Genomic DNA, 23,428 nt, shown 5'->3' with positions numbered 1-23,428 from the left:
TTATTTATGACGATTAAAAGGAAAGTAACATGTTAACTCAGGTAAAAACATTGGTATTAGGTGGTTTAGTATTGAGTGCCAGTACCGCAGTTTGGGCTGATGAAGCAGAAAAAGCGTTTAGTAAAGAAGCCATTGAGTGTGCCGCTTATTACCAAATTAGCTCAGAAGCTATTGGGGCGATGAATGCACCGCAAATGCAGGCTGTGGGTGAGCGTTTAAAAAGCTCTAAAATTGAATCTGAGAATTTAGCCAAGAAATACAGCTCTGAAGCTGAAGTGACTCAAGCAGTTGCCGACGCGAAAGCGCGTCAAATCGAAAGCTTAGGGGGCTCAAGTAACTTAGGTGCGTTAATGGGTAAATATAAAGAAGAATGTAAAAACCTGTTAGCCGATCCACAAAAGCGCTTAAATTATTGGACTATGGCGACGATGTAATCGTAGGTTTTAGTCAGGGTAATCGTTTACGGATTGTGAAGAGAAGGAGCCTGATGGCTCCTTTTTTGCTTTAAAGTACAAGCACTAAGGAGCTGATGGGGTCATTCATATTGAGTCGGTTTCCCCATAGATTTTAGCCTCGTTTGGTTTAGGGGCTTAGAACCAAGTTGCTTATTTTCGCTTGGCTGCAACTCAACCGCAGTTTTTAGGGTCTTAGTTACATGGTCAAGTATTTAAGCCTTGGGTTTAAATTCTCCCCAGTTTTAAATTCTTAGTTCAGTTTACGATATTCAAAGATAATCAAATATGAGTACTAAATGGGAGCACTATGGTATTAACAATAATGGCAGCGACTGTTTTGAGTGCTGGAGTCTGTGGCTACCATTTAATCTATGGTAAGCGGGTTTTATTAGCACCACTCTTGAAGGCGAATGTGTCACAGCAAAGCAAGCAAATGCTACTGTGCTTATTTCACTGCCAATCGGTATTTTTTGTGGTTTCAACGGCTGCACTTTTAGCCTGTGCATTAAAGGTGATCCCTGGGATGTATGCCTTTAGCCTGTTGTTATTCCTCGGGATGAACTATGGGATCTTTGCGATTTGGCAGTTTTATATTGCCACTCTGAGTCCACCAAATAGTGGCCAGATGATCATAGTGCAAGCGCTGATTTTCTTGCTCATTGGTATTTTGGCTATGCTAGGGCCACTCTTGTCTGCCGCGTAAATTGCTCATGATAGTTTGTAAATCATCGCGATTGAAGCGTAAGAGTTTGAAAAACAAACAGCGAATTATGGGGTTAATTGAATACCGTATTGGGCGGCGAGTTCAGCGAGCTTACCATTATTGATGAGCAGTTCAATCCAGTGTGAGAGCCTTTTGCTATCGAGCTGTGAACTGGGGTTGAGTAAAATGCCATTGGCGTATTTTTGGTCCCATTTATCTGATATTAAAAGTAATTTTCTATCTTCTGGATGAACCTTTAAATAATACTGTAGGTAAGAGTTAGTCACGGGCGCTAGGTCGGCGCGTTCACGTAGAATGCTTTCGATAGAGGCGTTATTGTGACTGACGAACAAGGGACGAAATTGCTTTGCCAGCGTATTCGCATCGGTTTCAAAGTGGGCAAACTGGTAGTGATATCCTTTGATGAAGGCAATTGACTTGTTGGTTAAGTTTTTGAAATAGCTTTGGTTATGAGCTTTAGTTTTAAGTGCAATAAAGACTTCACCATCTATCATATGTAGCGGAATAAACTGAGTCGCTATTTTTTGCCATCCCCAAGCGGGATTCTCAAAGAGCATCATGTCGAAGCGACCTAAGGAATAGGCTTTATATCTGTGCTCAATACTGGTGACGGCAAATTTAAAGACCACTTCTTGTTGTACTTGATTTAATGCATTAATGATATCGAGTGTGAGACCTGTGTAACGGCCGTCTTGTTGTTGATGGACATAGGGAGCAAATTGATAACCACCGACATGAATTGTCGGAATTGACTTGGGAATCGCTGGCGACTGAACTTTATCTTGGGCGATAGCCGCAGTAAATGCGCTAATGTTTAAGGCTAAACAAAAGAGTAGACGACACAACTGGCTCAATATCATAGTCACCCCTTGTTATTTTTAGCATGAATGATTTTTTACAAGTATACACAATTTAATTTGTTCAATGCTGTCGATAAAGTGCGAATTTTAAATCTGTCATAGTAAGCTAGCGCAAACAGGATGAGGGAGATTTCACATTGAGCAAGATAAAATCTCAAGTGTGTGGTTGGGTTGAACAGGGACATATCACGCAAGAGCAGGCGAATAAGCTTTATCGACAGGTGACAGTCTTGCCGGATGGGTCGAGTTGGCGTCGCTTAATCGCTCATTTATTACTCTGGTTCGGTGCGTTAAGTTTTGCCTGTGGGGTGGTTTTTTTCTTTGCCTATAATTGGCAATCTTTGGGGCGATTTGCCAAATTTGGACTGATTCAAGTGGCGATAATACTCGCTATCAGCGCATTTGCTTGGCTCTATTATCGTGCCAACATTTATTCCCCTGTTAGTTCTTATCGTAAAGACAGCACTTTTGGTGCGACGACCGCCAATGGTGTGCTACTGGCCGCAAGTGTGTTAGTCGGTGGCTTATTAGCGTTAGTTGGGCAAACCTATCAAACGGGCGCCGATCCTTGGCAGTTATTCGCGCTATGGGCATTCGTTATCTTACCCTTTGCTTGGGTGGCGGGATTTGATGGTTTGTGGCTGTTGCTGGTGGGATTGCTAAACCTCAGCATAGGGATATTTCTGGATTCCTTTACCCATTTCTGGGGATTATTTTGGGGCGCTCAAGGACAATTGCTGATCTTTATCTGTTTGAATTTAGTTATCTATTATGCTTTTGTACTTTTAGACCACAAAGTCGCGGGGCGCTGGCATGCGCCAATCCTTGAATATGTCTGTTCATTGTTTGCTATGGGCTGTTTTACTTGGTTAATCACTTGGCTTATTTTCGACGATTTCCTTGAACGTGATAGCTTCAGCACTGGGATCTTCTGTGGTTATTTTGCCCATCTGATATTCGGATTCGTTATTTTTCGTTATAGATTACCACGCATATATCCCTTGGCCTTGGGCGGTTTTAGCTTGATTGCCGTAGGCGCCGCGTTACTGATAAAGCTGATGTTTGAGGATAATGACCCCATAGGTGGATTTTTGTTTATTGGGCTTTATATCATTTTGGCAAGCACAGGTTTGAGTATTTGGTTGAGGGAGCTAAGCCGGAAACTTAAACCACAGTTTGTAGGAATCGCCACCCAAGGGAGCGTGGGCGTGGGAGATGTTCATGAGCAACAATAATGGTTTACAGGATAGCGAAATGATCACTCGACCCTGCACTGATAGTGTTACGTCAATCGACGCTTCGAGTGAATTAAGGCTAATCAAACTCTGGCAAGCTTTGTATGCCGAAGGCAATGTTAGTGCAGTTCAAATGCCAGAAGACCATGATATCCCTTGGTATATTGCCACTATGCAGGCGTTTGCTGCTTGGATAGCAGCGTTGTTTTTATTGAGCTTTATGATGGCTGGGTTTGGTGCCATTTTTGAGCATGTTGAAGAAGATGTCATTTTATTTATCGGCTTAACCTATTTAGCCTTGGGGATTGGGCTGTATTTTTTACCACGGCAACAGATTTTTATTGAACAATTTGCTTTTGCCGCCTGTTTGAGTGGTTTGATTAGTGTGGCATGGGGATTATTTGATTTAATTAACAATGATTTTAGCCTCACATGGTATCTCTGTATGGCGGGTATTACATTGTTACTGTGGGGCTTGATTGCCCATGGGCTAGCCCAGTTTGTATTCGCTTTTTGCTTAAGTTGGTGCGTGATTGGCCTGATGGCAAAATTTGAACTGCTCAATTTTAGCCCAAGCCTTTTTGCTGTAGTCATTAGTCTAGTGTTATTAAATATCAATCAGTTCGGGCGTCATTATCGCAGGGCTCGGATGCTCATCTATGGTTTTGCACTCTCGTTGCTTTCGTTGCAGTTGATGCACGCTTTTAGTATGGATAGTATTTTTGAAGCCTTATTTAGCCCATGGCAGCAAAGCCTGTGGCTGACACTGACTCATCTGTTGATTATTTTCGCTATTTGCGGATTTTTATTGGTGACAATCTTGCGCGAGCGCCATCAATCACTAAGCTCACTGGCGGCGCTGGGGTGTGTTATCGGTTTAGTCATCGTTAGCGGTTTATCCTTACCTATGCAGGGTTTATCAACGGCTATTCTATTGATTTTGCTTGGTCATTATTGCAACGAGTCTTGGTTGAAAGGTATGGGAATGGTGTCGGCGCTGTTATTTGTCAGCGGGTATTATTATTCCCTAGAAACGACTCTGTTACTTAAATCTGGTTATTTGATGGGCTTAGGCGCCTTGCTGTTGGTGGCAAGGTTAGTGATGTGGCGGTTATTTCCTGCCAATGAAAATGCCAAGGAGACTGTGTGATGGGCAATGTGATGGGAAAACTGTCGGCTTCACATAAATGGGCGCTTGTGCTCGTACTGTTCACAACAGTGGCGATTCTCGCTGGCGTGAATTGGCGCATTTTCAAATTCGAACAACTGCTTAATCACGGCCAAGTGGTGCGTTTTGCATTAGCACCGGTCGATCCGCGCTCATTAATGCAGGGTGATTACATGGCGCTTGAATATGCCATTGCGCGCGATGTGCGTAGTGCCTTAGCGCCGCAACAAATGCAGGGCCAGTTATTGCTGGCTGTCGATGGGCAAAAAGTTGCGCGTTTTGTGGACTTTTATACCGACCAAGCACTCGGTAAAGATCAACTACGAGTGCAGTTTCGTGTCCGTGGTAATCAAATTAAGCTCGCATCGAACAGCTTTTTCTTTGAAGAAGGACAAGCCGATCATTTTAGTGCAGCTAAATACGGTGAGTTTAGAGTGAATTTGCAAGGTGAGTTACTGCTCGTCAGTTTACTCGATGAAAAGCTTCAGCCCTTATAACCCTGTGTCAGGATTATCAGGATTGCCATCCATTTGTTCTGCTTACTTGATTAATCTCGATTTATCTCTAGCCGCACTGTGTAGTGCGGCCAGCATCTCCCGTACTGCTTTCTTCCTAGTACTGACCGCTAAATCGTACGAATAATATCCACCTTAAGTTGCAACTTTGATGTAACTAATCCGTAACTTTGACCGCCTATAGTATCGTAAGTCTTCGAGGTGACATCACCTTGAGGTATCTAAGCGCATCAATTAAATACTAAATATTAAAACAATACATTTAGGGGTCTCAATGTTTAACACTAAAACTGTGCTGGCGTTAGCCATCAGCAGCGTTTGTGGGCTTGCCCATGGCGCGGATAATGTGATCATTTCTGAATACGTCGAAGGCAGCAGCAATAATAAAGCTATCGAATTGTATAACCCAACCGCGGGCGTTATTGATTTAAGCCAATACCAATTGCGCTTCTATTTTAATGGCAGCACCAATGTCGGTACGACCATTGCGCTCACTGGCTCATTAGCGGCGGGGGCGACTTATGTGGTTGCCGATAATGATTCTTCTGCCGATATCCTTGCGGTCACAAATCAACAGAGTAGCGCCAGCTTCTTTAACGGCGACGATGCGATTGAACTGACCTATCAAAATCAAGTCATTGATAGTTTAGGCCAAGTCGGTGTTGATCCCGGTGCCGAGTGGGGCAGTGGTGATCTCTCCACTCAAGATAATACCCTGCGCCGTAATCCTGAGCTGCTGATTGCCGATCCTATCAGTACCGATGCAGTAAGCTTTAGCACTTGGCTAGGTTTTGCTAAGGACGATGTTTCTGATCTTGGTAAGTTCAGTGCGGGTACGCCAACCGATCCAGTCGACCCTCCACCAAGCTCTTTAGTGTGCGGCGAAGAAGCCACAGCAATTCATGCGCTTCAAGGCGCGGGCGCTGCCAGCCCTCTCAATGGTCAAATTTTGGTGGTTGAGGCGGTTGTCATCAGTAATCAAGAAGCCGGTCTTAAGGGCATTTTCGTGCAAATGGCTGATAACGAAGCCGATAGCGATCCCCAAACCTCGGAAGGTGTGTTTGTGTATACCGGCACTGCGCCCACAGCTTATGTGGCAGGCGATCGTATTCGTTTGAAAGCCAAAGTCACTGAATATCAAGGCTTAACTGAACTAACGACTTTATCTGATCACAAGTTGTGTGCCACAGGACAAACGTTACCAACGGCCGCGCTAGTGACCTTACCTGTTAACAGCAGTGATGATTTTGAGCCCTTTGAGGGCATGCGTGTTCGTTTTAGCCAAGATTTAGTGGTGAATGAAGTCTATAACCTCGGTCGTTATGGTGAGATTTCATTAGGCAGTCAGCGCCACTTTATTGGTACGCAGGTGGCTGCACCGGGCGCGGATGCGCTGGCGGTGAGTGCAGCCAACCAACGTGACAGTATTTTACTGGATGACGGTTTAACGGCGCAGAATCCTGATCCTGTGCAATTCCCCGCTCCTGGTTTGAGCGCATCAAACACAGTGCGTGTAGGCGATAAAGCCACATCGCTTACGGGTGTAATGCACTATGGCTTTAATCTGTATCGCATTATGCCAATCGAAACGGTGAACTTTGTGGCGGAAAACCCACGCCCAGTTGCGCCCACATTGGTTGAGGGTGGTAATCTAAAAGTCGCTAGCTTTAACGTGCTTAACTACTTCAATGGTGATGGCCAAGGTGCAGGTTTCCCAACCGCGCGTGGTGCCAATACCTTAAGCGAGTTTGAGCGTCAAAAGGCGAAGATTGTCAGCGCCATGGTGGGCATTAGTGCCGACGTATTCGGTTTGATGGAAATCGAGAACGATGGCTTTGGCGCCAATTCAGCCATTGCTGATTTAGTCGCAGGTTTGAATGCTGCTGTGGGTGAAGCACGTTACGCTTATATTGCGCCAACAGGCATGAATGCGATTGGCACCGATGCCATCACAGTTGGCTTGATTTATCGCAGCGATAAAGTTACGCCGCAGGGTGCTGCGCGTATTTTATCCAGTGCGAATTCGCCATTAGATAGCGATCAACAGCCCCTGTTTGACGATAGCAAAAACCGTCCAATGCTGACGCAAGCCTTTAGCGTGAACGGCAGTGAAGAAGGCGTGGTTGTTGCGGTTAATCACCTTAAATCTAAGGGCAGTGAATGTGCGGGCGAACCTGATCTTAACGACGGTCAAGGCAACTGTAATATCACTCGTACCCGTGCGGCGACGGCTGCAGGTCAATGGATTAGCGAGCAATATCCAGATCAAGGCGTGCTGCTGATTGGTGATTTGAACGCCTATGCGAAGGAAGATCCATTAACGGCCTTAGGTAATGCAGGCTTTAGTGAGCTGTTTGCCAAACTTGAAAAACCGAACCCTTATTCCTATGTATTCTCGGCTGAATCGGGTCAGTTGGACCATGCTTTAGCAAACGCTGCCCTGGTGGATAAAGTGGTGGATGTGACGCAGTGGCATATCAATACCGACGAACCACGCGTTTTGGATTACAACGAAGAGTTTAAGACGCCTGCTCAAATCCAAGACTTATTCGCAAGTGATGCTTACCGCTCATCGGATCACGATCCTGTGGTGATTTCACTCTTGCTCGAAGCGGAAAAAGTCGCGCCAGTGGCCAGTTTCACTCAAGTGGTGAATGGCGCCGCGGTGCAACTGACATCCACTTCAACCGACAGTGATGGACAAATCGTATCAGCCGAGTGGAGCTTTGGTGATAACACTGTGGCAGTGGGTGAGGTTGTGACCCACAGTTACAGCCAAAGCGGCGAGTATTTGGTCACGCTAACTGTGACTGATAATGACGGCCTAACCCATAGCACGTCGCAAATGGTGACAGTGGTTGCTGGCAATGTTAAACAACCACCCGTTGCGCAAATTCAGCGTATTAATTTATGGCTAGTCGATATGTTTATCTCGACTAGCTATGATACCGATGGTGTGATCAAACAACATAAGTGGACGTTCGACAATGGCACCCGTGCTAACGGTCAAGTGGTATTGCGCCTTGCCCGCCGTGGACAACACACTGTTGAACTGACCGTTAAAGATAACGACAAGTTAACGGATACCACAACGCTGACTTACCGTTAAGCCAGTCCTTTTATTCCGCTGATATTTAAAGTGACGCCAAGCCCGCAGCCGCGGGCTTTTCTTTTTGCCCAAAAGCAAAATAAAGTTGTTGTCAGTTGTGACGCATCAATTTTCATTGTTTCCCCAGTGACTCATCACCTCTTTATTTAACAAGAAGCCTCCCTGAGGGCTCTAACAAAATATCCCTGTTTTAGAAGGTTACAGGTGCAACAATGCCAATCTTAACTAACTCTTCTGCTGTTCGTTTAGCTAAAAAGCTATTGCCCCAAAGTTTACCACAGCTTGAAGTTCAGCCATTTGTTGTCTGATAATTTGAGATACATAAAGTAATGACTACCAAAAAGTAAGGCCTGACCATCAGGGATTTCATAAACCGTTACAGTTGATAAGACTTTGAAGTGATTCTCGGGAGCAAAATCTAGTATTTGGCGTTAGCTTTGGGTTAAAGCGCTTCTGCCCCATTCTTAATTGAAACCAGTAGACTCGTCGTATCAAGCTTGGATATTGACTGACCTTTGTTAATGAGTATTGTTGTGCTTACAGCTATTTGGGAAAAATAAGGTAACAAATCAACAAATAATAATGTGTGATTTTTCTTTGTTTTCTATATGTATAGAACGTTAATTGGGATCTGAGGTGACGGTAAAACAAGAAAGTAATCTGTTGATTTATTGAGCAGTGATAATGCAACAATTCAGCGTAAAATGTTTAGCCATGATTCAACCATGTATGGTTGGGGAGTAGAGCCCCAATGCATTAATCTTTCGTTAATAACAACTGCTGGTGAGCTCACCACTCTATAGTCCATCATCACTTCTGGATTTGATTCCATAATCAAGTTAATACTGATGCCACGATTAGTCGCTATAGTAGTGATTAACGCTGCTGTACTTGTGCATTTTGTGCATCCATTGCCCAAAATTTTTATGTATAGCATTTTTACACTCTCACAAAATGGATCATTCACTCAGTGCCACTGTTATTGGAGATAGGATAAGGACACTTTGCAAAAATTCACTTCAATGTGATAACGGTTAAAATCTATGTGCGCACTATGCCTTTTGGTTTTATTCTAATCAACTAGAGCTTCATTAAAATTTAGGTGTTTTTCTTAAATTTTTGTTAACCTTAGTGTGCTTAAGTAAGGTAAAAACGTAAGTGCTCCATACAACTGATGACCTAAGTAGTCTTCACTACTCATACACTTAAGCTATAATTTTTTAATATCAGAGCTTAAGTATTCGTACTAATTATGTTAATTACTAATACTTTACAACTCTCTCTTTTCGTTTAATATGCGAATTACAATCACTTTTTTATGTAGGATTATGGACCCTCACCGACGATACGCTGTAACTTCATTTGTTGCAGCCATTATCAATAAGCATTGTCTTTCCATTTATTTCAATGAGTTAAGACAAGTATCTACACAATCAAATACACGGCTAATCAAAAAGTTGATAGCAGGTAGTAGATGGTTTGTTCTGAGAATTTCAAATCATACCCCAAGCCCGTTCTGGGAAAGGTCCTTTCGTTATATTCTTTTGTTTTTTAAGAAGATTATTTCATGAGTTGTATCTAAGCTATCTTTCGATATTTAGCTGAGCTCATTGAGTTTCAGTATCAATTGTCTATTCATTTTTTCTTGTTCAACTTAAAGCGGAACCCAGAGCCACGACTATGGAAATTTTTATTCTTATTGGTTTGATTGTGTTAAATGGCTTATTTGCTATGTCGGAAATCGCCATTGTGACTGCTCGCAAGTCACGGCTAACTGCCCTTGCTCATGGCGGTAGCAGCACTGCTAAAGCAGCACTCAAACTGGCAGAAGATCCAACGCAATTCTTGTCAACTGTTCAGATAGGCATAACATCAATAGGGATCTTAAACGGAATATTTGGTGAATCCATCCTCGCCGAACCTTTGTCACTTTGGCTTCAGACTTTTGGTCTAAGTCCAGATTTAACCAACATCTTTTCAACCGTTCTAGTGGTTATCATTGTCACTTATGTGTCAATTGTCATTGGTGAGTTAGTTCCCAAGCGAATTGGTCAAGTTAGTGCGGAAAGGATTGCCTGTCTAATGGCTAAACCAATGGTATTTCTAGCAATAGCAACCAAACCATTTGTATGGATGTTATCCGGTTCAACTCATGCTCTTATGCGTCTAATGGGATTTTCGCATAGACTTGACGACAATGTAACTCAGGAAGATATTCAGGCAATGTTGCAGGAAGGCTCATCTTCTGGGGTGATTGAGCACAATGAACATGCGATGGTTAAAAACGTTTTTCGATTAGATGAACGTACTATTTCTTCATTGATGGTGCCACGGTCTGATATTGTATTTCTCGACTTAAACCTGCCTCTTGATGCAAATCTGCGAACTGTTATGCAGTCTCCTCACTCACGATTTCCTGTTTGTCGTAACAATGTCGATGATATGGTGGGTATTATTTCAGCTAAACAACTCCTTTCACAGTCTATCGCGGGTGAACGTTTAGAATTGGTGGATCTCGTTAAGAATTGTAACTTTGTACCCAACAGCTTATCTGGAATGGAGCTACTTGAGCATTTTCGTACTACAGGCTCGCAGATGGTGTTTGTTGTTGATGAATATGGTGATTTGAAAGGGCTGGTAACGCTTCAAGATATGATGGATGCACTGACTGGTGAGTTTTTTCAGGAAGATGTGAATGATCAGATGGTGATAAAAAGGGAAGATGGCTCATTATTACTAGATGGTCTAATCCCTATTTTTGACCTAAAAGACGCTTTAGGTATAAAGCAATTGCCAAATGAAGAGGATGGGCGTTATCAAACGCTAAATGGATTTTTAATGTATGAATTAGGGAAAATACCTCAAACCACAGATATTGTTGAAGTTGCAGGTTGGCGACTCGAAATTATGGATATGGACGGTAAAAGGGTAGATAAAGTCCTTGCTCAAATGTTACTTGATGCTGATTCTTCAGAAGAATCTATATTTGTTGATTGATAAATTCAAAAGCATAGTAGTTGTCAGCTTTAGTGCAAAAAACACGTCTAAAGAGCGACCAACTAAATCTGCTCGGTGAGTCGAGCATTAGCCATCGATTTCCTCATGGTTGTTTAACTAAAAATCGTGCCCGTGAATCACTCTACATCAGACTGATTCACGCTATCCCCAATGCCCCGTTTGCAGCTATTCTGGGGCGCTTTTTTCCCTTGAGATGAATCAAATCTTTATAGAATTGATTCATGTCCCTGCTATGCCTATTCCGACTAGTAATATCGAGAGTTGATTAATTTACAGTCAACAGAGACGTTACTAATAGCTAATCCGAATCTGACTAAGCAGAGTGAATTATCTAACAAGGTTTTGTCCAAAAGTATGTTACGTATGCCTTTTAAACCTACAGGTTACGCGAATGCTCGAAAGGTGAGCCGTGGTGATTTGCGATACGACCGTCCGCCCCATGGATGGGGCGGTCGGGCATTCTAGGATGGACTGGAACAACATCCATGCTTAACTGCCAGTTTGACCTCCATGGCTCTCGTTCATAAACTTAGAATCCCTAGGCTTCTATTCACCCTGTCGACGAGCAAATGCTATGGCAAGCTTATATGAGTAGGTCAAACCAATAAGCGCCCCACGGTTTAAAATGGATGGCCTAATTTATTACCCATCATTTTATCTGTCATTTTAATTAGTTTTTATTGGCAATATATATCTATTAAAGCGATATCATTTAGTTTTTCACTTAGTCGCTTGAGACACTAAAAAATGAATTCTGAAGTTTTGAAGTATGTAAATGAGCATCAGCTTTCGTCTGTAATGAATAAAACAAAGTGGTGCGAGCTTGAAAAGGCATTAAATGGATCTGAAGACTTTATTCCCTATGTGCGATACAAATTGATTTATGATGAAAATCCAAATGCAGGTTTTACTGCTGTGTGGTGGCATGAGTTACTTGAAATAGCAGAAACCATTGAGTGGTTAGAAGTTGATCCATTCAAAAGAGAATGGCTAGGCCGATTAGTGGCGGATCGATTGACGGACTTTTCTGATGTTGTAAGTGCACAATTAGCCCAATATTCAATTCCTTATTCAATAGAAAATGGTATGTTTCGGATTTGGGGTTATCTGAGGAGGGATGAATCTCCAGAATTTATCTAACTGAAGAGTTATATCTATGTAAGTTACTTATTTTAAAGCTAAAAACACTCAAAGCTGAGACCTAAATACTGATTGATGGGATTGGACATAGAGAAACAAGACATTAAAAAGTGCTTTATTTTTCAATAAAGCACTCATTTTAAAACGACTTAAGTACTCGTTAACGTACTGAACACAGTACTGATTAAAGTCCCAATCAAAGTACCGATCAAAGTACTATGTAGAGTGGCCAGCCAAGGAGGCCGACGAGACCTTCTTTATGTTCGAATCTTTCTAAGCGCTCGGGTGAAGCGTCGCTGAGTAAGAGTTCGCGGTAGCTTTTCGCAAAGTGCAGGGTACGCAGTAGGGCGGGGACAAAGTTTTTACCGAGATCTTTACTGATGGTTTCAGCGAGTTCTGCGGGTAATTCTGCTAACGCTTTCTGGGTTTCCAATTCGATATGCTCACGGGTAAACCATTCCTCTTTTAAGGTGATTTTGCCGATACGCTTTTTCAAATCCTGTCTGACTTTGGCGCCATCAAACAACAATCGATACAGTACCGCTTCGGCTAATACACTCTCTAGATTGAGAAAATCTAGCGGATCATAGCTCGATTGCGCGTAAAACTGTGCCAATAGGGCCGCTATCGACTGTTGGCGTTGATGTTCAAGCAGGGCATCTTGATAGGCTTCATAGCCTAACCATTCTTCCGCATCTGGCGGGCTAGACACTTGTTCAAGCAAGAACTTGTCGACATCGCCGTACAGTGACTTGCCGTTGACGAGTTTGTGCTTGCTGACAGTGCTGAGCATGCTCCAGCCTTTTTGAAAGCATTTGACTACGCCATCGGCGGTGATCAACAGGCGTATTGCCTGCTGCGGATTCTGGTTTGATAACTCCATCAAACCAAGGCTCACCACACCAATGACATCGTGTGCCGCTTGTTCAAGCAGGTGCATTTTGTACTTGTTGTAAAACTTATCGGCCAGTTTGAGGCTCATCAAAATGGCTTTGGATTTGATTTGTGACAGCTGTTCACCGCTCAGCGTTTCGTCTGCTTGGCCTTGGATCAATACCTTGCTCAGGTAGGGGCCTTGATCTACATCACGCAGTACCAGTTGCATCAAATAATTCCTTAATCCAAAAAGCTAAACATATCATCGACTTCAGCGTATTCATCCGTCACTTGGTTTTTCTCTTTGGCTTGAATAACCAGCTCGTTGACAAACTTGCTGATGATCATTTCCCAACCTGAGCTTTCGTTACGCAGCAGACTCTTAATGGCTTTTTCCACATCGGGCGCGAGCTCGTGGATCAAGGCCATTAGGCTGCGTGGGTCGTCTATGCTGAGGCTGTGTGCATCTTCACTGGCGACGCGGCTGTCGTAGCCGATGGTTTCAGTGTCTTCTTCGTCATCATAGAGATCTGTGTAGCCGTCTTCATCTTCATGCTTTTCGCCTAACATCATTTCGATGAAAGGGATCGACAGGTAGAAGAGGCCCGCAGGATCTTCGGCTATACATTCTAGAATCGCAGTTTGCTTTTCTTCGCTATCTTGGATGCGAATTAAATAGGTCAAAAAATCAAAGGTATGCTGAATAAGCTCTTCGGCATTGTTTTTGATTTTTTCTTCCCAGTACAAAGGTTGCTGACAGACGATGTCGCGAATTTGTTCTGGGGTCATGAGTTCAGACATGATCGAAGGGCAAGAGATATCATGATGACTGTTGATTTGGGTCAGCGTGACGATATCCATGTGTTCGATAACTTCGACTAATTGCTCGTCGCTCATGGTATTTGCAATGATTTCAAAGCGTTTGCTCGCTTGTTTTGGCTCTACGTCCGCCAACTCTTTAATTTCGGCGACGGTAATCTCAATGAGACTAGTGTTCATTAGCGGTCCTCATCATCGTAGTGATCGTAGTAGCCATCTTCCTCTTCGCCTTCATCATCGTCGTCGTTATCTGAGGTGCCAACATAATCGTTGTCATCATCTTCATCGTCGTGATGTTTTGCTGCTGGCGTTGCTTTACCTTGAGTTTCAAGTAAATACAGCACGGCGCAGCTTTCAATTAGTAAGGTTTCCGAGTAACCACGCACGGCTAACACTAAAGGTAAATCAGCATTGTTAAAGCCAATCGTGACTTTAAACTCATCCCACTCGGGTTGAGTTGCCGTGTTTATCCAATGTGCCCACTTGAGTTTGGCTTCGGCGGGAAACTTAATTCGACCGTAAAGCGCGACAGGCAGGTACTCAGGCACAGTATCGAGCATCTTAGGATCGGCTTCTAACACCTTTTTGATTTGGCTAGTAAATTGCTCTAGCGCTTTAGGTGTATCGGGATCGTCGTAGGACTCGATATTGTCGTAGGCATTATTTTTTAGCTCATTAATGCGTGAGATATTCAGTTTTTTGACCATTTGACACTACTCTAGAAAACGCTCAAGGATAAAATTGATCCCACAGCTCGCGCATAGCGCTCGCGGGATCGGTCACTATGACGTTATTGAAATCTTTGATAAACGCGTTACGTCGCTTAGGATCGGACAACACATCATAAGCATTTTTAACGCGTTCAAGTTGTACGGCGGCTTGCTGCTTTTCCTCTTCCGAGGCGCCTAACAACTTGTCGGGATGATATTTGTTTGACAGCCGTCGATAGGCTTTTTTAATGTCGTCTTCTTTGGCACTGGGTTTTATACCAAGCACACTAAAGTGGTTAATCATACTTGTACCTGCAGGCGATGGGGCTGATATCGCGAGATAAAAAGGGTTTGACTCTGATTATCTTTAAATTCGTGGAATTATGATTAGTCAGCCGTGGATGATAGCAGAAATTCCCACTCAGCGGCAAACGCGCGAGCAGGAATTTGTGCTTTAGTGAAGGGTTAAAAATCCTTTAAACTTTAATCTGTTGTGGCGCATGGATTAAGTCTACCGCTATGCTGTTGAAATCCGGTTACCTAGCCAGATTGACAGCTAACTTAACCTTGTTTTAGGCGAGATAATGGCCCTCGATTAAGGGCATATTTCAGTGCTGAATTCTTCGCTAAACGTATTCACACAGAGTTAACCCACACTCGCCTCGGCCACGTTAGGCTGAGCTAACGCCGTAACAGCTAAGTCAGACTAGACACTAAACGCAGGTTCATTCCAAGGGTGAGCATTTGTTTTTGTTCTCGCTGTAAATCTTTCATAAACAAGCTGATTTTCCGCTTATGGCTTGGTAGTACTAGCATGAGTCCATCGGGGATCACTTTAATATGATCTAAGGTCAGCGTCTTAGCGATACGGCCAAGATTGAGCAAGACAGCGAGCCTAAGCAGGCTGAGTAGGCGATTGAGCGTGAGCTTATGGTTGGGATCGAGTTCAGCGAGCATTAATTCGTTAGGCTTTTTTCTGTGGTTGGTGATAAGTCGCGCTAAATCCAGCTGTAATGCTTCGCTAAACCCAGGTAAGTCACTGTTACTGATAATGTAACCGCCGTGTTTGTGCAGGGATTTTGAATTAATGTGTAATCCGATTTCATGTAAAGTCGCGCTATAGGCAAGCAAGCGCGCATGGGGCCTTAATTGCCATTCATCGGCGACCTGTTCAAACAAGGCCATAGCAGTGTCGCGTACCTTAGCCGCGTGGGCCATATCGATATGATAAAGCTGGGCAATACTGTCGACGGTGCGGTGGCGAATATCCTGATATTGACCAATCTTTGCCAGTTCATAGAGTACGCCTTCACGCAGTGCTCCTGGGCTAAACTCAAGTTTTTGAATCGGTAAGCGCCTAAAAAAGCTGATCAAAATGGCAAGTCCGGCGGGCACTAAGGGAATGCGTTTATCATCGACGTTGGCAAATTGGATTTGGCTAATATGGCCACATTTGATTAACTTGATTTTGAGCTGTTTGAGTCGTGGCAGCGTGATGGTTTCGTCGCCGTGCTCTTCTTGAATTGCTTCGCAGATGGCTTTTACTGTGCCTGAGCTACCCAAGGTGAGTTCCCAGCCACCCGCGAAATATTCCTTTGAGAGCGACGCGAACTGCTTATCGGCCGCACTTTGGGCATCGCGAAATGAGGCTGGGGTGATGAGCCCATCAATAAAGAAACGCTCATTGAAACTCACACAACCGCAGCGCAGGCTAGATAACTGAGTTGGGGTATTTTTCTGGCCGATCACCACTTCGGTAGATCCGCCACCGATGTCGATGACTAAATTACTTTTTCCTAGCACTTGGCTTTGGGCAATACCGTTATAAATCAAACGCGCTTCTTCATGGCCCGAAATGACCTCCACCGGATAGGGCATGATGGCGAGCGCCGCCTCGATAAACTGATCGCGGTTTTTGGCGATTCTCAGAGTGTGGGTGGCGACTAATCGCACTTGCGCTTGGTCGAGATTGGAAAATCGTTGGTTAAAATCCCGTAGGCAATTGAGCCCACGTTCTATGGCGTCATTGTCGAGAATATTTTGCGCATTGAGTCCAGTGGCGAGCTGAACCTGTTGTTTTTCTTTATGTAAAATCTGCAAACTGCCATCTTGCTCGCGGGCAATGACCAGATGAAAACTGTTCGACCCCATATCGATGGCGACAAAGTGGCGCGATTTAGAGTTTGCGAGTACATTGCAGGGCGTAGCATGTGACTGTGTGTGCGAATATGTGGTTACCAATCGGATTATCCTTAGGCAATCAAAGTGATATAAAGCCAGCGATTAGCTGGCTTTGGCCCGTAACTCAGGTGTTATGTCAGGCTGAGTTTTCACTTCTCGCTCAGCGTCACCCTCATGGGTGGACATACGTAAGGCATTAAATTCTTGCAGTTGGCGCTTCTCATAATTAATCAGATATTGATAAATGGCAATTTGAGAACGCACTTTTCGTTTGTTACCGCGATTCCGATAAGGATTACTTTGTTCCTTGTTGATGACACGTGCTTTAGTGTTGTCATTGAACTGTAAGGATAAAATATCCATTATCATCTGTTTTAGGCGCAGATCATAAATCGGCACACTCACTTCGACGCGATTATCTATGTTGCGGCTCATCCAGTCGGCGGAGCAGATAAAGAGTTTGTTCTCTCCACCCGCGTGGAACAGCATCACCCGCGAGTGTTCGAGGAATCGGTCGACGATACTATAGACTTCGATGTTGTCGCTGATCCCCGGAATTTGCGGGATAAGCGAACACATGCCGCGAATAAGTAACTTGATTTTGACCCCAGCCGCCGAGGCTTCATAGAGCTTTTGTACTAAGGATTCATCGAGTAAGTTATTTAGTTTTAAGGTAATCGCCGCCTTCATATGGCTTTGGGCATTGACGATTTCATTATCAATCAAGTGACTCAGTTTTTGTCTGGCATCGTAGGGCGACACGATTAAATGCTGGAAGTTATCGCGGCGATACGGATGCTCAATTAAGTCAAACACTTGCTCCACTTCACGGGCAATTTCTTGATTGGCGGTGAACAGCGACAAGTCAGTGTAGACCCGCGCCGTGCCTTCGTTAAAGTTGCCTGAGCCGACGTGACAATAGAGTTTGATTTCCCCTTGTTCTTCGCGGCCAATTAAACACAACTTGGAATGCACTTTTAAGCTGGTGATACCATGGTGAACTTTGACGCCCGCTTCGGCCAAGATGCGGGTCCATTCGATGTTGGATTGCTCATCGAATCTGGCCCTGAGTTCAATTACGGCGGTGACTTGTTTGCCGTTTTTCACTGCATCGATAAGCGATTGCATCACATGGGATTTTTTCGCCACTCGATATAAATTAATTCGAATAAAGCGCACCGCCGGATCGTAGGCCGCTTGGCGCACCATTTCGGTAAAGTGGGAAAACTTATGGTACGGATAATTGAGCATGATATCGCCCATCCGAATCGCATCGAAACTGTTGGCACTGCGGCCAAAACCTGCACTATTGAGCGCCGGCAGTTTTTCGTTTTCGAGGTAGTCGCGGCTCGGGTTGGGGAAGGCGATAAAGTCTTTAAAGCTGTGGTAACGCCCGCCTGGGATCAAACATTCGGTCGAGCTGATGTTCAGGTTTTCTTTGAGCATCACCAACATGTGTTCAGGCATTTCTTTGTCGTACACTAAGCGTACAGGTTCGGCGGTAAGACGTTTTTTCAATCCCTTGGTCATTTTCTCAAGCTGGGTTTGTTCAAGCTCGTCAGTGATATCAAAATCGGCATCGCGGGTTAACTTCATCGAATACACTTCGATAGCATCGTACTCGAAGAAGGGACCAAAGAGTTCATCTACGCAGTGGCGAATAATGTTATCTAATAAAATCAGATATTTTTTCGCTTTACTCTTTTCGGCTGGGAGTTCGATAAACCGCGGTACATTTTTAGTCGGTACTTCGACTAAGGCGTATTGGCGGCGCGCCTTAGTGAATAAACACACGCATAAATAGGTGGCGTCGTCGTTGATTTGCTTGATCAGATCGCGATTATTATTGACCATAAGCGGCGCGATATGGCGTTTGAAATGGTCTCTAAAATGCTTTTTCAGCCAGTCGCTGTGGAATTCGCTTAATTGTTTCTCATTGATTAACAAAATATTACGACGTACAAGTTCGCGCATTAAATCCGTGTATATGCCATCGAACCTTTCTTGCAATGCCATCACTTTCGATTGGATCTTGGCCATTAAATGGCGGCTATTACTGCGACCTTCCTGCAGGGATGACAGCAAAATGGAGCGTCTGACCGCAGCCACACGCACCCTAAAAAACTCATCCATGTTATTGGAAAATATCCCTAAAAAGCGCACTCGCTCCACTAAGGGAACATTGTGATCGCAGGCTTCTTGCAATACCCGCTCATTAAAAGACAACCAAGAGAGTTCTTTATCAATCGAAAGTTTATCGGTATTCGGGGACACTGCACAGCTCCTTTAAGCAAGCGTCATGGCGCAATATACAATAGCATTCATCCGCCGTTGTGCAATCAGATTTACTGCCGACAAGTGAAGGAATTTCAATGATAAATATTGCGTACACGCCAAAATCAGTCTGGGATTTATCTGGGATAAAGATACGAGGGAAATATGTCAACTTGATGACGAGTGTGACAGAAATATGACCTTATGATGATCATCTTGGATTGAGCTTAAACTCTGTTCGCGTTACTGCGATTTAAGTCTTGAGAAACTGTGTAAGCGTGGCTTCCTTGAGAATAAATCCGTCAGTGTTAACTCCTTGGGCATTATCGCAAACTATGTTATCTTGCTCGGCTTTTTTATCGCGGGAGTAGAAGGTATGTTTGTTGGATTTGATTATGGTAGTGCTAACTGCGCCGTGGGGATCATGCTGGATGATGGTGTGCAGTTATTGGCGTTATCAGAGCAATCAGCTTATTTGCCTTCGACCTTATACGCGATGGACAGAGAACTGATCGCCGAGGCGGTTTATCGTGGCCTTCCCACTGAATTGAAAGCCGATTACGCCAAAAAGCGCGCCGCGCAATTGAGTCGTGCCCGTATGGTGCGCCATGAGTTAGATCTCGATGCCGATGTTCAGGCTGTATTTGTTGGCGAGCAGGCGGTGAGCGCGTATTTAGAGATGCCGGAGGAGGGATTCTATGTCCGTTCGCCAAAATCCTTTTTAGGCGCGACAGGGCTTAGACCCGAACAAGTTGCCCTGTTTGAAGATATTGTTACCTTGATGATGCAGCACATTAAAGTGCGCGCCGAATCTGTGTTAGTTGAAAAAGACCTTGTGAAACAGGGTAGCACTGCGATGATCACCCATGCGATTATTGGTCGTCCGGTGAACTTTCAAGGCATAGGCGGTGAAGAGAGTAACCGTCAGGCCGAAGCTATTTTGACCTTAGCGGCAAAACGCGCGGGTTTTATCGATGTTGATTTTCTGTTCGAGCCGTTAGCGGCGGGGATGGATTATGAAGCGACCTTGACCGACAACAAAACGGTATTGGTCGTCGATGTAGGCGGCGGTACAACAGACTGCTCTGTGGTAAAAATGGGACCCGCCCATAAACAAAAAGCGGATCGCAGTGAAGATTTCCTCGGCCATAGTGGTCAGCGTATCGGCGGTAACGATCTCGATATCGCCCTTGCAATGAATGCCTTTATGCCGCACTTTGGTTTAGGTTCCTTGATGATCAATGGCAAACCTATGCCCAGTAAAACCTTTTGGAATGCGGTAGCAGTGAATGATATTAGCGCTCAGCGAGAATTCAGTACCTTAAGTAGCCGTAAATTGATTGATGAATTGGTGAAAGAAGCCGAGCAGCCACAGTTACTGAAGCGATTGTTAAAGGTGCAACAGCAGCAGTTAAGCTATCAACTGGTTCGCCAAGCCGAGCGTGCGAAAATTGCGCTGTCAGATACCGATAATACTGATGTTAATCTGGATTTTATCGAAGCGGCGCTGCACGCGGGTGTGAGTCGTGAATTGTTTGAAAATGCCATTGAGCCGTCGCTGACGAAAGTGGAAGCCCTGATGCACCAAGCGCTCACGCAAGCTGCAAAAACTTTGGCTGCAACAAATGTCGCGGTAAACCGCTCAGCAACAGAGGATTTATCCGCTGAAGCAGAGTGTAAACCCGATGTGATTTATGTGACGGGTGGTACGGCACGAAGCCCTGCGATTTATGCGAAAATCGCTGGTATCTATCCCGATATTCCGGTCGTGGTCGGCGATCACTTTGGCTCAGTGACAGCCGGATTAACCCGCTGGGCACAAAAGCTATTTGCAAAATGAATTAGCTTAGAATTTAAATATATAACAGGGAGTTATTATGTATCGAATTTTATTGTTAGGTATCTTCATCATACTTTCAGGTTGTGGTTCACTCGATAAGCAATCTATTTTAGTTAATGCTGGAGATACCAAGGAACAAGTGCTTAATATTATGGGGCCACCTGATGATCGTCAGTTCCAAGGAAAGAATGAGGCATGGCAATTTTGTAAAACTGGGTCTGGTTTTGGTTATCATGATTACCGTATATTTTGGTTTTTCGATGGTAAAGTTACAGGTGTAAATTCCTATAAAAGTACTCGTCCAGGCGTTTCTTGTGTCACTGATATTAAACCCATTAACTGGGAAGATGCGCCAGATGTCACACTTGAAATCCGTAAGAGATAGTTTTGTTTTTTTATACTTTACTTAGTTCGTAATATTTAGGAAGTAATAATGAAAACTCTGTTGAAGTGTGCGTTTGCGGCCTCTGTAGGTTTATTGCTTGCGGGTTGTGGTGACGATGTGGGTAAGGTGAGCTTAGGGCTTTTTACCACTAAAGATGTGATTATTGATGCTAAAAACGATCCTAAAATACCTGGGGTGACTTGCCATATCAGTCGTATCGAAGCCAATTTAGATTTTGCTGATCCGTCCGATATGGGGATCAGTTGCCGTCAAACTGGGCCAATTACTGCGGCCGATCTGGCGAAGATAGACATGGGAAAACACGGCGAAGTGATTTTCACTGAGTCCCTGAGTATTTTATTTAAGTCATTAAAAGTGCGCCGAATTTATGATGCGCAAAATCAGACTCTGTTGTATTTGTCCTATTCGACGAAAGAGACCAATGGTAGCCATAAACATGCGCTCTCAACAGTGCCGCTTTATGGCTCTGCGGCTTGGGTCGATCCTGCATTAAGCATTGGAGCGAAAGCGAATTAATCGCTGTAGAGTTTATGGTTTAGCGGTTTATTTGCGATAAGCATAATGATATTGCAATAAAAATTCGTATTTGTATCAGTACCGATAAGAGAAGGGGCAGAATATTTATTCCGCCCCTTTTTTTTATATTCTGCTAGCACTTAGCACATTAAATATCGTTACTTAGCTTTGGCCGCCAATACTGCGTTAAAGCGTTCAAACCCAGCACTGAGATCGGCGATTAAATCAGCGGGATCTTCTAAACCAATATGTAAACGGATCAAAGGTTTGCTCGCATCCCATTGAGTTGCAGAGCGGATTTTTTCAATACCGAAAATACCGAGGATTAAACTCTCGTAGCCGCCCCAAGAAAAGCCCATCTTAAAGTGACTCATATTTTCAACCAGTGCGGTGACCGCATCGTCATTGCCCTGTTTTAAGATAAAGGAGAACAAGCCGTTGGAGGCACTAAAGTCGCGTTTAAAGAATTCGTGCCCGGGGCATGTATCAAACGCGGGATGACGTAGATGATCGACTTCTGGCCGGGTTTTCAACCAGTTGGCCACTTGCAGGGCATTTTTTTCATGTTGCGCCATACGCACGCCTAAGGTACGTAGGCCGCGGGCAGCAAGGTACACATCGTCTGGCGATGTGGTTTGTCCCATCAAATAACTGTGTTCACGTAATTGTGGCCAGTATTTTTCGTTGGCCGTGGCCGTGCCTATCATCACATCTGAGTGACCGACGATATATTTGGTCGCCGCTTGAATTGAGATATCTACACCCATTTCAAAGGGTTTGCTATTGATGGGCGAGGCCCAAGTGTTGTCCAGCATAGTGATCAACCCATGTTCGTGGGCGATGCGGCACAAGGTCGGTACATCTTGCACTTCCATGGTGATGGAGCCCGGAGACTCTAAAAACAGTACCTTAGTATTGGGGCGAATGAGGTCGCGAATGCCTGCGCCAATCAGCGGATCGTAGTAAGTGGTTTCGATACCAAAACCGCCGAGAATATGGGTGCACAGATCCCGCGTCGGCTCATACACGCTATCAACCATTAATAGGTGATCGCCCGTTTTTAAAAATGACAGTAGCGCCGCACTGATCGCCGCAGCGCCAGAAGGATACAGCGCCGTACCGACGCCGCCTTCTAGTTCGGCAATCGCAGCCTGAAAGGCAAAATGGGTTGGGGTGCCACGGCGGCCATAAAACATCTCGCCATTGGTTTTATTTTTCGCGGCGTGGCGCATTTCATCCATGGTTTCGAATACGATAGTCGAAGCGCGAAAGACGGGCGGATTGATCACGCCTTTGGTCCATTTTTTGTCTCGACCTAAGCTGACGATTTGGGTGGCTTGATGATGTTTATCTGTCATTGGATCATTACCTTGGCATTTAGGTTGAACGAATAGGTTGAACAATTTGGGAGAATAATTGGCGTTTCTTATCGATTGTTATGGCGGTCATCTTAGCATCTGCACGCATAAATGACAGGAGGCGCGTGATGAGTTTGGCTCATGTTATTGGCCTCCTGTATTTTAGCTGTTGAGATTATGACGCAGGGCTTAAAAGCTGTAACACGCTTAACTTAAAGGCCGTA

Annotated in this window: 20 protein-coding genes; 11 read left to right on the top strand and 9 right to left on the bottom strand. The window is 44.3% G+C overall.

The window, feature by feature from the left end; all coding sequences use genetic code 11:
* Window positions 1-29 precede the first annotated feature (29 nt).
* Together KO531_RS05050 and KO531_RS05045 are read left to right on the top strand one after the other, a co-directional pair.
* Complete coding sequence (locus KO531_RS05050) at window positions 30-434, top strand: hypothetical protein (protein WP_105252762.1); 405 nt, start codon at window positions 30-32, stop codon at window positions 432-434.
* Between the two features lie 328 nt (window positions 435-762).
* Window positions 763-1,158 (top strand): hypothetical protein, encoded by a 396-nt coding sequence (locus KO531_RS05045; RefSeq protein ID WP_105252761.1) that lies wholly within the window; start codon window positions 763-765, stop codon window positions 1,156-1,158.
* A 65-nt stretch (window positions 1,159-1,223) separates the two neighbouring features.
* Here KO531_RS05045 and KO531_RS05040 read toward each other — a convergent pair whose 3' ends face one another.
* Complete coding sequence (locus KO531_RS05040) at window positions 1,224-2,039, bottom strand: transporter substrate-binding domain-containing protein (protein WP_219250530.1); 816 nt, start codon at window positions 2,037-2,039, stop codon at window positions 1,224-1,226.
* Window positions 2,040-2,176: 137 nt separating this feature from the next.
* Between KO531_RS05040 and KO531_RS05035 the strand changes: the two genes are divergently transcribed.
* From KO531_RS05035 to KO531_RS05020, 4 genes are all read left to right on the top strand, one after another.
* Window positions 2,177-3,274 carry a DUF2157 domain-containing protein gene (locus KO531_RS05035; RefSeq protein ID WP_219250529.1) on the top strand — a complete coding sequence of 366 codons (1,098 nt, stop codon included), beginning with the start codon at window positions 2,177-2,179 and terminating at the stop codon, window positions 3,272-3,274.
* Window positions 3,261-4,424: a DUF4401 domain-containing protein gene (locus KO531_RS05030; RefSeq protein ID WP_219250528.1), complete on the top strand. Its 1,164-nt coding sequence runs from the start codon at window positions 3,261-3,263 to the stop codon at window positions 4,422-4,424. Before KO531_RS05035 ends, KO531_RS05030 begins: the two co-directional genes overlap by 14 nt.
* The gene (locus tag KO531_RS05025; protein ID WP_219250560.1) at window positions 4,424-4,939 is read left to right on the top strand and encodes a GDYXXLXY domain-containing protein; all 516 of its coding nucleotides are present in this window, start codon (window positions 4,424-4,426) and stop codon (window positions 4,937-4,939) included. Before KO531_RS05030 ends, KO531_RS05025 begins: the two co-directional genes overlap by 1 nt.
* A gap of 292 nt (window positions 4,940-5,231) precedes the next feature.
* Entirely contained in the window at window positions 5,232-8,066 is a 2,835-nt protein-coding gene (locus KO531_RS05020; protein ID WP_219250527.1) for an ExeM/NucH family extracellular endonuclease, read from the top strand.
* Window positions 8,067-8,760: 694 nt separating this feature from the next.
* On the opposite strand, the gene KO531_RS05015 is transcribed toward KO531_RS05020, so the two are convergent.
* The gene (locus KO531_RS05015; RefSeq protein WP_028760280.1) at window positions 8,761-9,003 is read right to left on the bottom strand and encodes a thioredoxin family protein; all 243 of its coding nucleotides are present in this window, start codon (window positions 9,001-9,003) and stop codon (window positions 8,761-8,763) included.
* Between the two features lie 743 nt (window positions 9,004-9,746).
* On the opposite strand from KO531_RS05015, the gene KO531_RS05010 reads away from it, so the two are divergent.
* Together KO531_RS05010 and KO531_RS05005 are read left to right on the top strand one after the other, a co-directional pair.
* Window positions 9,747-11,063 carry a hemolysin family protein gene (locus tag KO531_RS05010; RefSeq protein ID WP_219250526.1) on the top strand — a complete coding sequence of 439 codons (1,317 nt, stop codon included), beginning with the start codon at window positions 9,747-9,749 and terminating at the stop codon, window positions 11,061-11,063.
* Between the two features lie 768 nt (window positions 11,064-11,831).
* Window positions 11,832-12,224: a DUF6678 family protein gene (locus KO531_RS05005; protein ID WP_219250525.1), complete on the top strand. Its 393-nt coding sequence runs from the start codon at window positions 11,832-11,834 to the stop codon at window positions 12,222-12,224.
* 208 nt (window positions 12,225-12,432) lie between these two features.
* Here KO531_RS05005 and KO531_RS05000 read toward each other — a convergent pair whose 3' ends face one another.
* The 6 genes from KO531_RS05000 to ppk1 form a co-directional block, all read right to left on the bottom strand.
* Window positions 12,433-13,329: a hypothetical protein gene (locus KO531_RS05000; RefSeq protein WP_006081327.1), complete on the bottom strand. Its 897-nt coding sequence runs from the start codon at window positions 13,327-13,329 to the stop codon at window positions 12,433-12,435.
* 11 nt (window positions 13,330-13,340) lie between these two features.
* Window positions 13,341-14,099: a hypothetical protein gene (locus KO531_RS04995; protein WP_006086363.1), complete on the bottom strand. Its 759-nt coding sequence runs from the start codon at window positions 14,097-14,099 to the stop codon at window positions 13,341-13,343.
* Window positions 14,099-14,626: a hypothetical protein gene (locus KO531_RS04990; RefSeq protein WP_115015148.1), complete on the bottom strand. Its 528-nt coding sequence runs from the start codon at window positions 14,624-14,626 to the stop codon at window positions 14,099-14,101. Before KO531_RS04990 ends, KO531_RS04995 begins: the two co-directional genes overlap by 1 nt.
* Window positions 14,627-14,648: 22 nt before the next feature.
* A complete protein-coding gene (locus tag KO531_RS04985) occupies window positions 14,649-14,933 on the bottom strand; it encodes a J domain-containing protein (RefSeq protein WP_006081330.1) in 285 nt (94 codons plus the stop codon).
* A 392-nt stretch (window positions 14,934-15,325) separates the two neighbouring features.
* The gene (gene ppx / locus KO531_RS04980) at window positions 15,326-16,870 is read right to left on the bottom strand and encodes an exopolyphosphatase (protein ID WP_275956684.1); all 1,545 of its coding nucleotides are present in this window, start codon (window positions 16,868-16,870) and stop codon (window positions 15,326-15,328) included.
* Window positions 16,871-16,912: 42 nt separating this feature from the next.
* The gene (ppk1, locus tag KO531_RS04975) at window positions 16,913-19,084 is read right to left on the bottom strand and encodes a polyphosphate kinase 1 (RefSeq protein ID WP_028760273.1); all 2,172 of its coding nucleotides are present in this window, start codon (window positions 19,082-19,084) and stop codon (window positions 16,913-16,915) included.
* 376 nt (window positions 19,085-19,460) lie between these two features.
* Here ppk1 and yegD point away from each other — a divergent pair, with 376 nt between their 5' ends.
* Genes yegD through KO531_RS04960 form a run of 3 tightly spaced genes read left to right on the top strand, consistent with a single transcriptional unit; the run spans window position 19,461 to window position 21,846 of the window.
* Window positions 19,461-20,924: a molecular chaperone gene (gene yegD / locus KO531_RS04970; RefSeq protein WP_219250524.1), complete on the top strand. Its 1,464-nt coding sequence runs from the start codon at window positions 19,461-19,463 to the stop codon at window positions 20,922-20,924.
* A gap of 37 nt (window positions 20,925-20,961) precedes the next feature.
* Window positions 20,962-21,309, top strand: a complete 348-nt coding sequence (locus KO531_RS04965; protein ID WP_219250523.1) for a hypothetical protein — start codon at window positions 20,962-20,964, stop codon at window positions 21,307-21,309.
* 48 nt (window positions 21,310-21,357) lie between these two features.
* Window positions 21,358-21,846: a CreA family protein gene (locus KO531_RS04960; RefSeq protein WP_173496577.1), complete on the top strand. Its 489-nt coding sequence runs from the start codon at window positions 21,358-21,360 to the stop codon at window positions 21,844-21,846.
* 158 nt (window positions 21,847-22,004) lie between these two features.
* Here KO531_RS04960 and KO531_RS04955 read toward each other — a convergent pair whose 3' ends face one another.
* The gene (locus tag KO531_RS04955; RefSeq protein WP_219250522.1) at window positions 22,005-23,204 is read right to left on the bottom strand and encodes a cystathionine beta-lyase; all 1,200 of its coding nucleotides are present in this window, start codon (window positions 23,202-23,204) and stop codon (window positions 22,005-22,007) included.
* Window positions 23,205-23,428: the final 224 nt, after the last annotated feature.

The organism is Shewanella sp. NKUCC06_TVS (genome assembly GCF_019345515.1).
Taxonomy (GTDB): domain Bacteria; phylum Pseudomonadota; class Gammaproteobacteria; order Enterobacterales; family Shewanellaceae; genus Shewanella; species Shewanella oncorhynchi.
The sequence above is the reverse complement of the archived record's forward strand: the minus strand, read 5'-3'. Positions and strand labels throughout refer to the sequence as shown.

Bases quoted from the DNA above. Each gene is read 5' to 3' on its own strand.
- KO531_RS05050 (WP_105252762.1), top strand. From the start codon at position 30: ATGTTAACTCAGGTAAAAACATTGGTATTAGGTGGTTTAGTATTGAGT.
- KO531_RS05045 (WP_105252761.1), top strand. From the start codon at position 763: ATGGTATTAACAATAATGGCAGCGACTGTTTTGAGTGCTGGAGTCTGT.
- KO531_RS05040 (WP_219250530.1), bottom strand. From the start codon at position 2,039: ATGATATTGAGCCAGTTGTGTCGTCTACTCTTTTGTTTAGCCTTAAAC.
- KO531_RS05030 (WP_219250528.1), top strand. From the start codon at position 3,261: ATGAGCAACAATAATGGTTTACAGGATAGCGAAATGATCACTCGACCC.
- KO531_RS05025 (WP_219250560.1), top strand. From the start codon at position 4,424: ATGGGCAATGTGATGGGAAAACTGTCGGCTTCACATAAATGGGCGCTT.
- KO531_RS05020 (WP_219250527.1), top strand. From the start codon at position 5,232: ATGTTTAACACTAAAACTGTGCTGGCGTTAGCCATCAGCAGCGTTTGT.
- KO531_RS05015 (WP_028760280.1), bottom strand. From the start codon at position 9,003: ATGCTATACATAAAAATTTTGGGCAATGGATGCACAAAATGCACAAGT.
- KO531_RS05010 (WP_219250526.1), top strand. From the start codon at position 9,747: ATGGAAATTTTTATTCTTATTGGTTTGATTGTGTTAAATGGCTTATTT.
- KO531_RS05005 (WP_219250525.1), top strand. From the start codon at position 11,832: ATGAATTCTGAAGTTTTGAAGTATGTAAATGAGCATCAGCTTTCGTCT.
- KO531_RS05000 (WP_006081327.1), bottom strand. From the start codon at position 13,329: ATGCAACTGGTACTGCGTGATGTAGATCAAGGCCCCTACCTGAGCAAG.
- KO531_RS04995 (WP_006086363.1), bottom strand. From the start codon at position 14,099: ATGAACACTAGTCTCATTGAGATTACCGTCGCCGAAATTAAAGAGTTG.
- KO531_RS04990 (WP_115015148.1), bottom strand. From the start codon at position 14,626: ATGGTCAAAAAACTGAATATCTCACGCATTAATGAGCTAAAAAATAAT.
- KO531_RS04985 (WP_006081330.1), bottom strand. From the start codon at position 14,933: ATGATTAACCACTTTAGTGTGCTTGGTATAAAACCCAGTGCCAAAGAA.
- yegD (WP_219250524.1), top strand. From the start codon at position 19,461: ATGTTTGTTGGATTTGATTATGGTAGTGCTAACTGCGCCGTGGGGATC.
- KO531_RS04965 (WP_219250523.1), top strand. From the start codon at position 20,962: ATGTATCGAATTTTATTGTTAGGTATCTTCATCATACTTTCAGGTTGT.
- KO531_RS04960 (WP_173496577.1), top strand. From the start codon at position 21,358: ATGAAAACTCTGTTGAAGTGTGCGTTTGCGGCCTCTGTAGGTTTATTG.
- KO531_RS04955 (WP_219250522.1), bottom strand. From the start codon at position 23,204: ATGACAGATAAACATCATCAAGCCACCCAAATCGTCAGCTTAGGTCGA.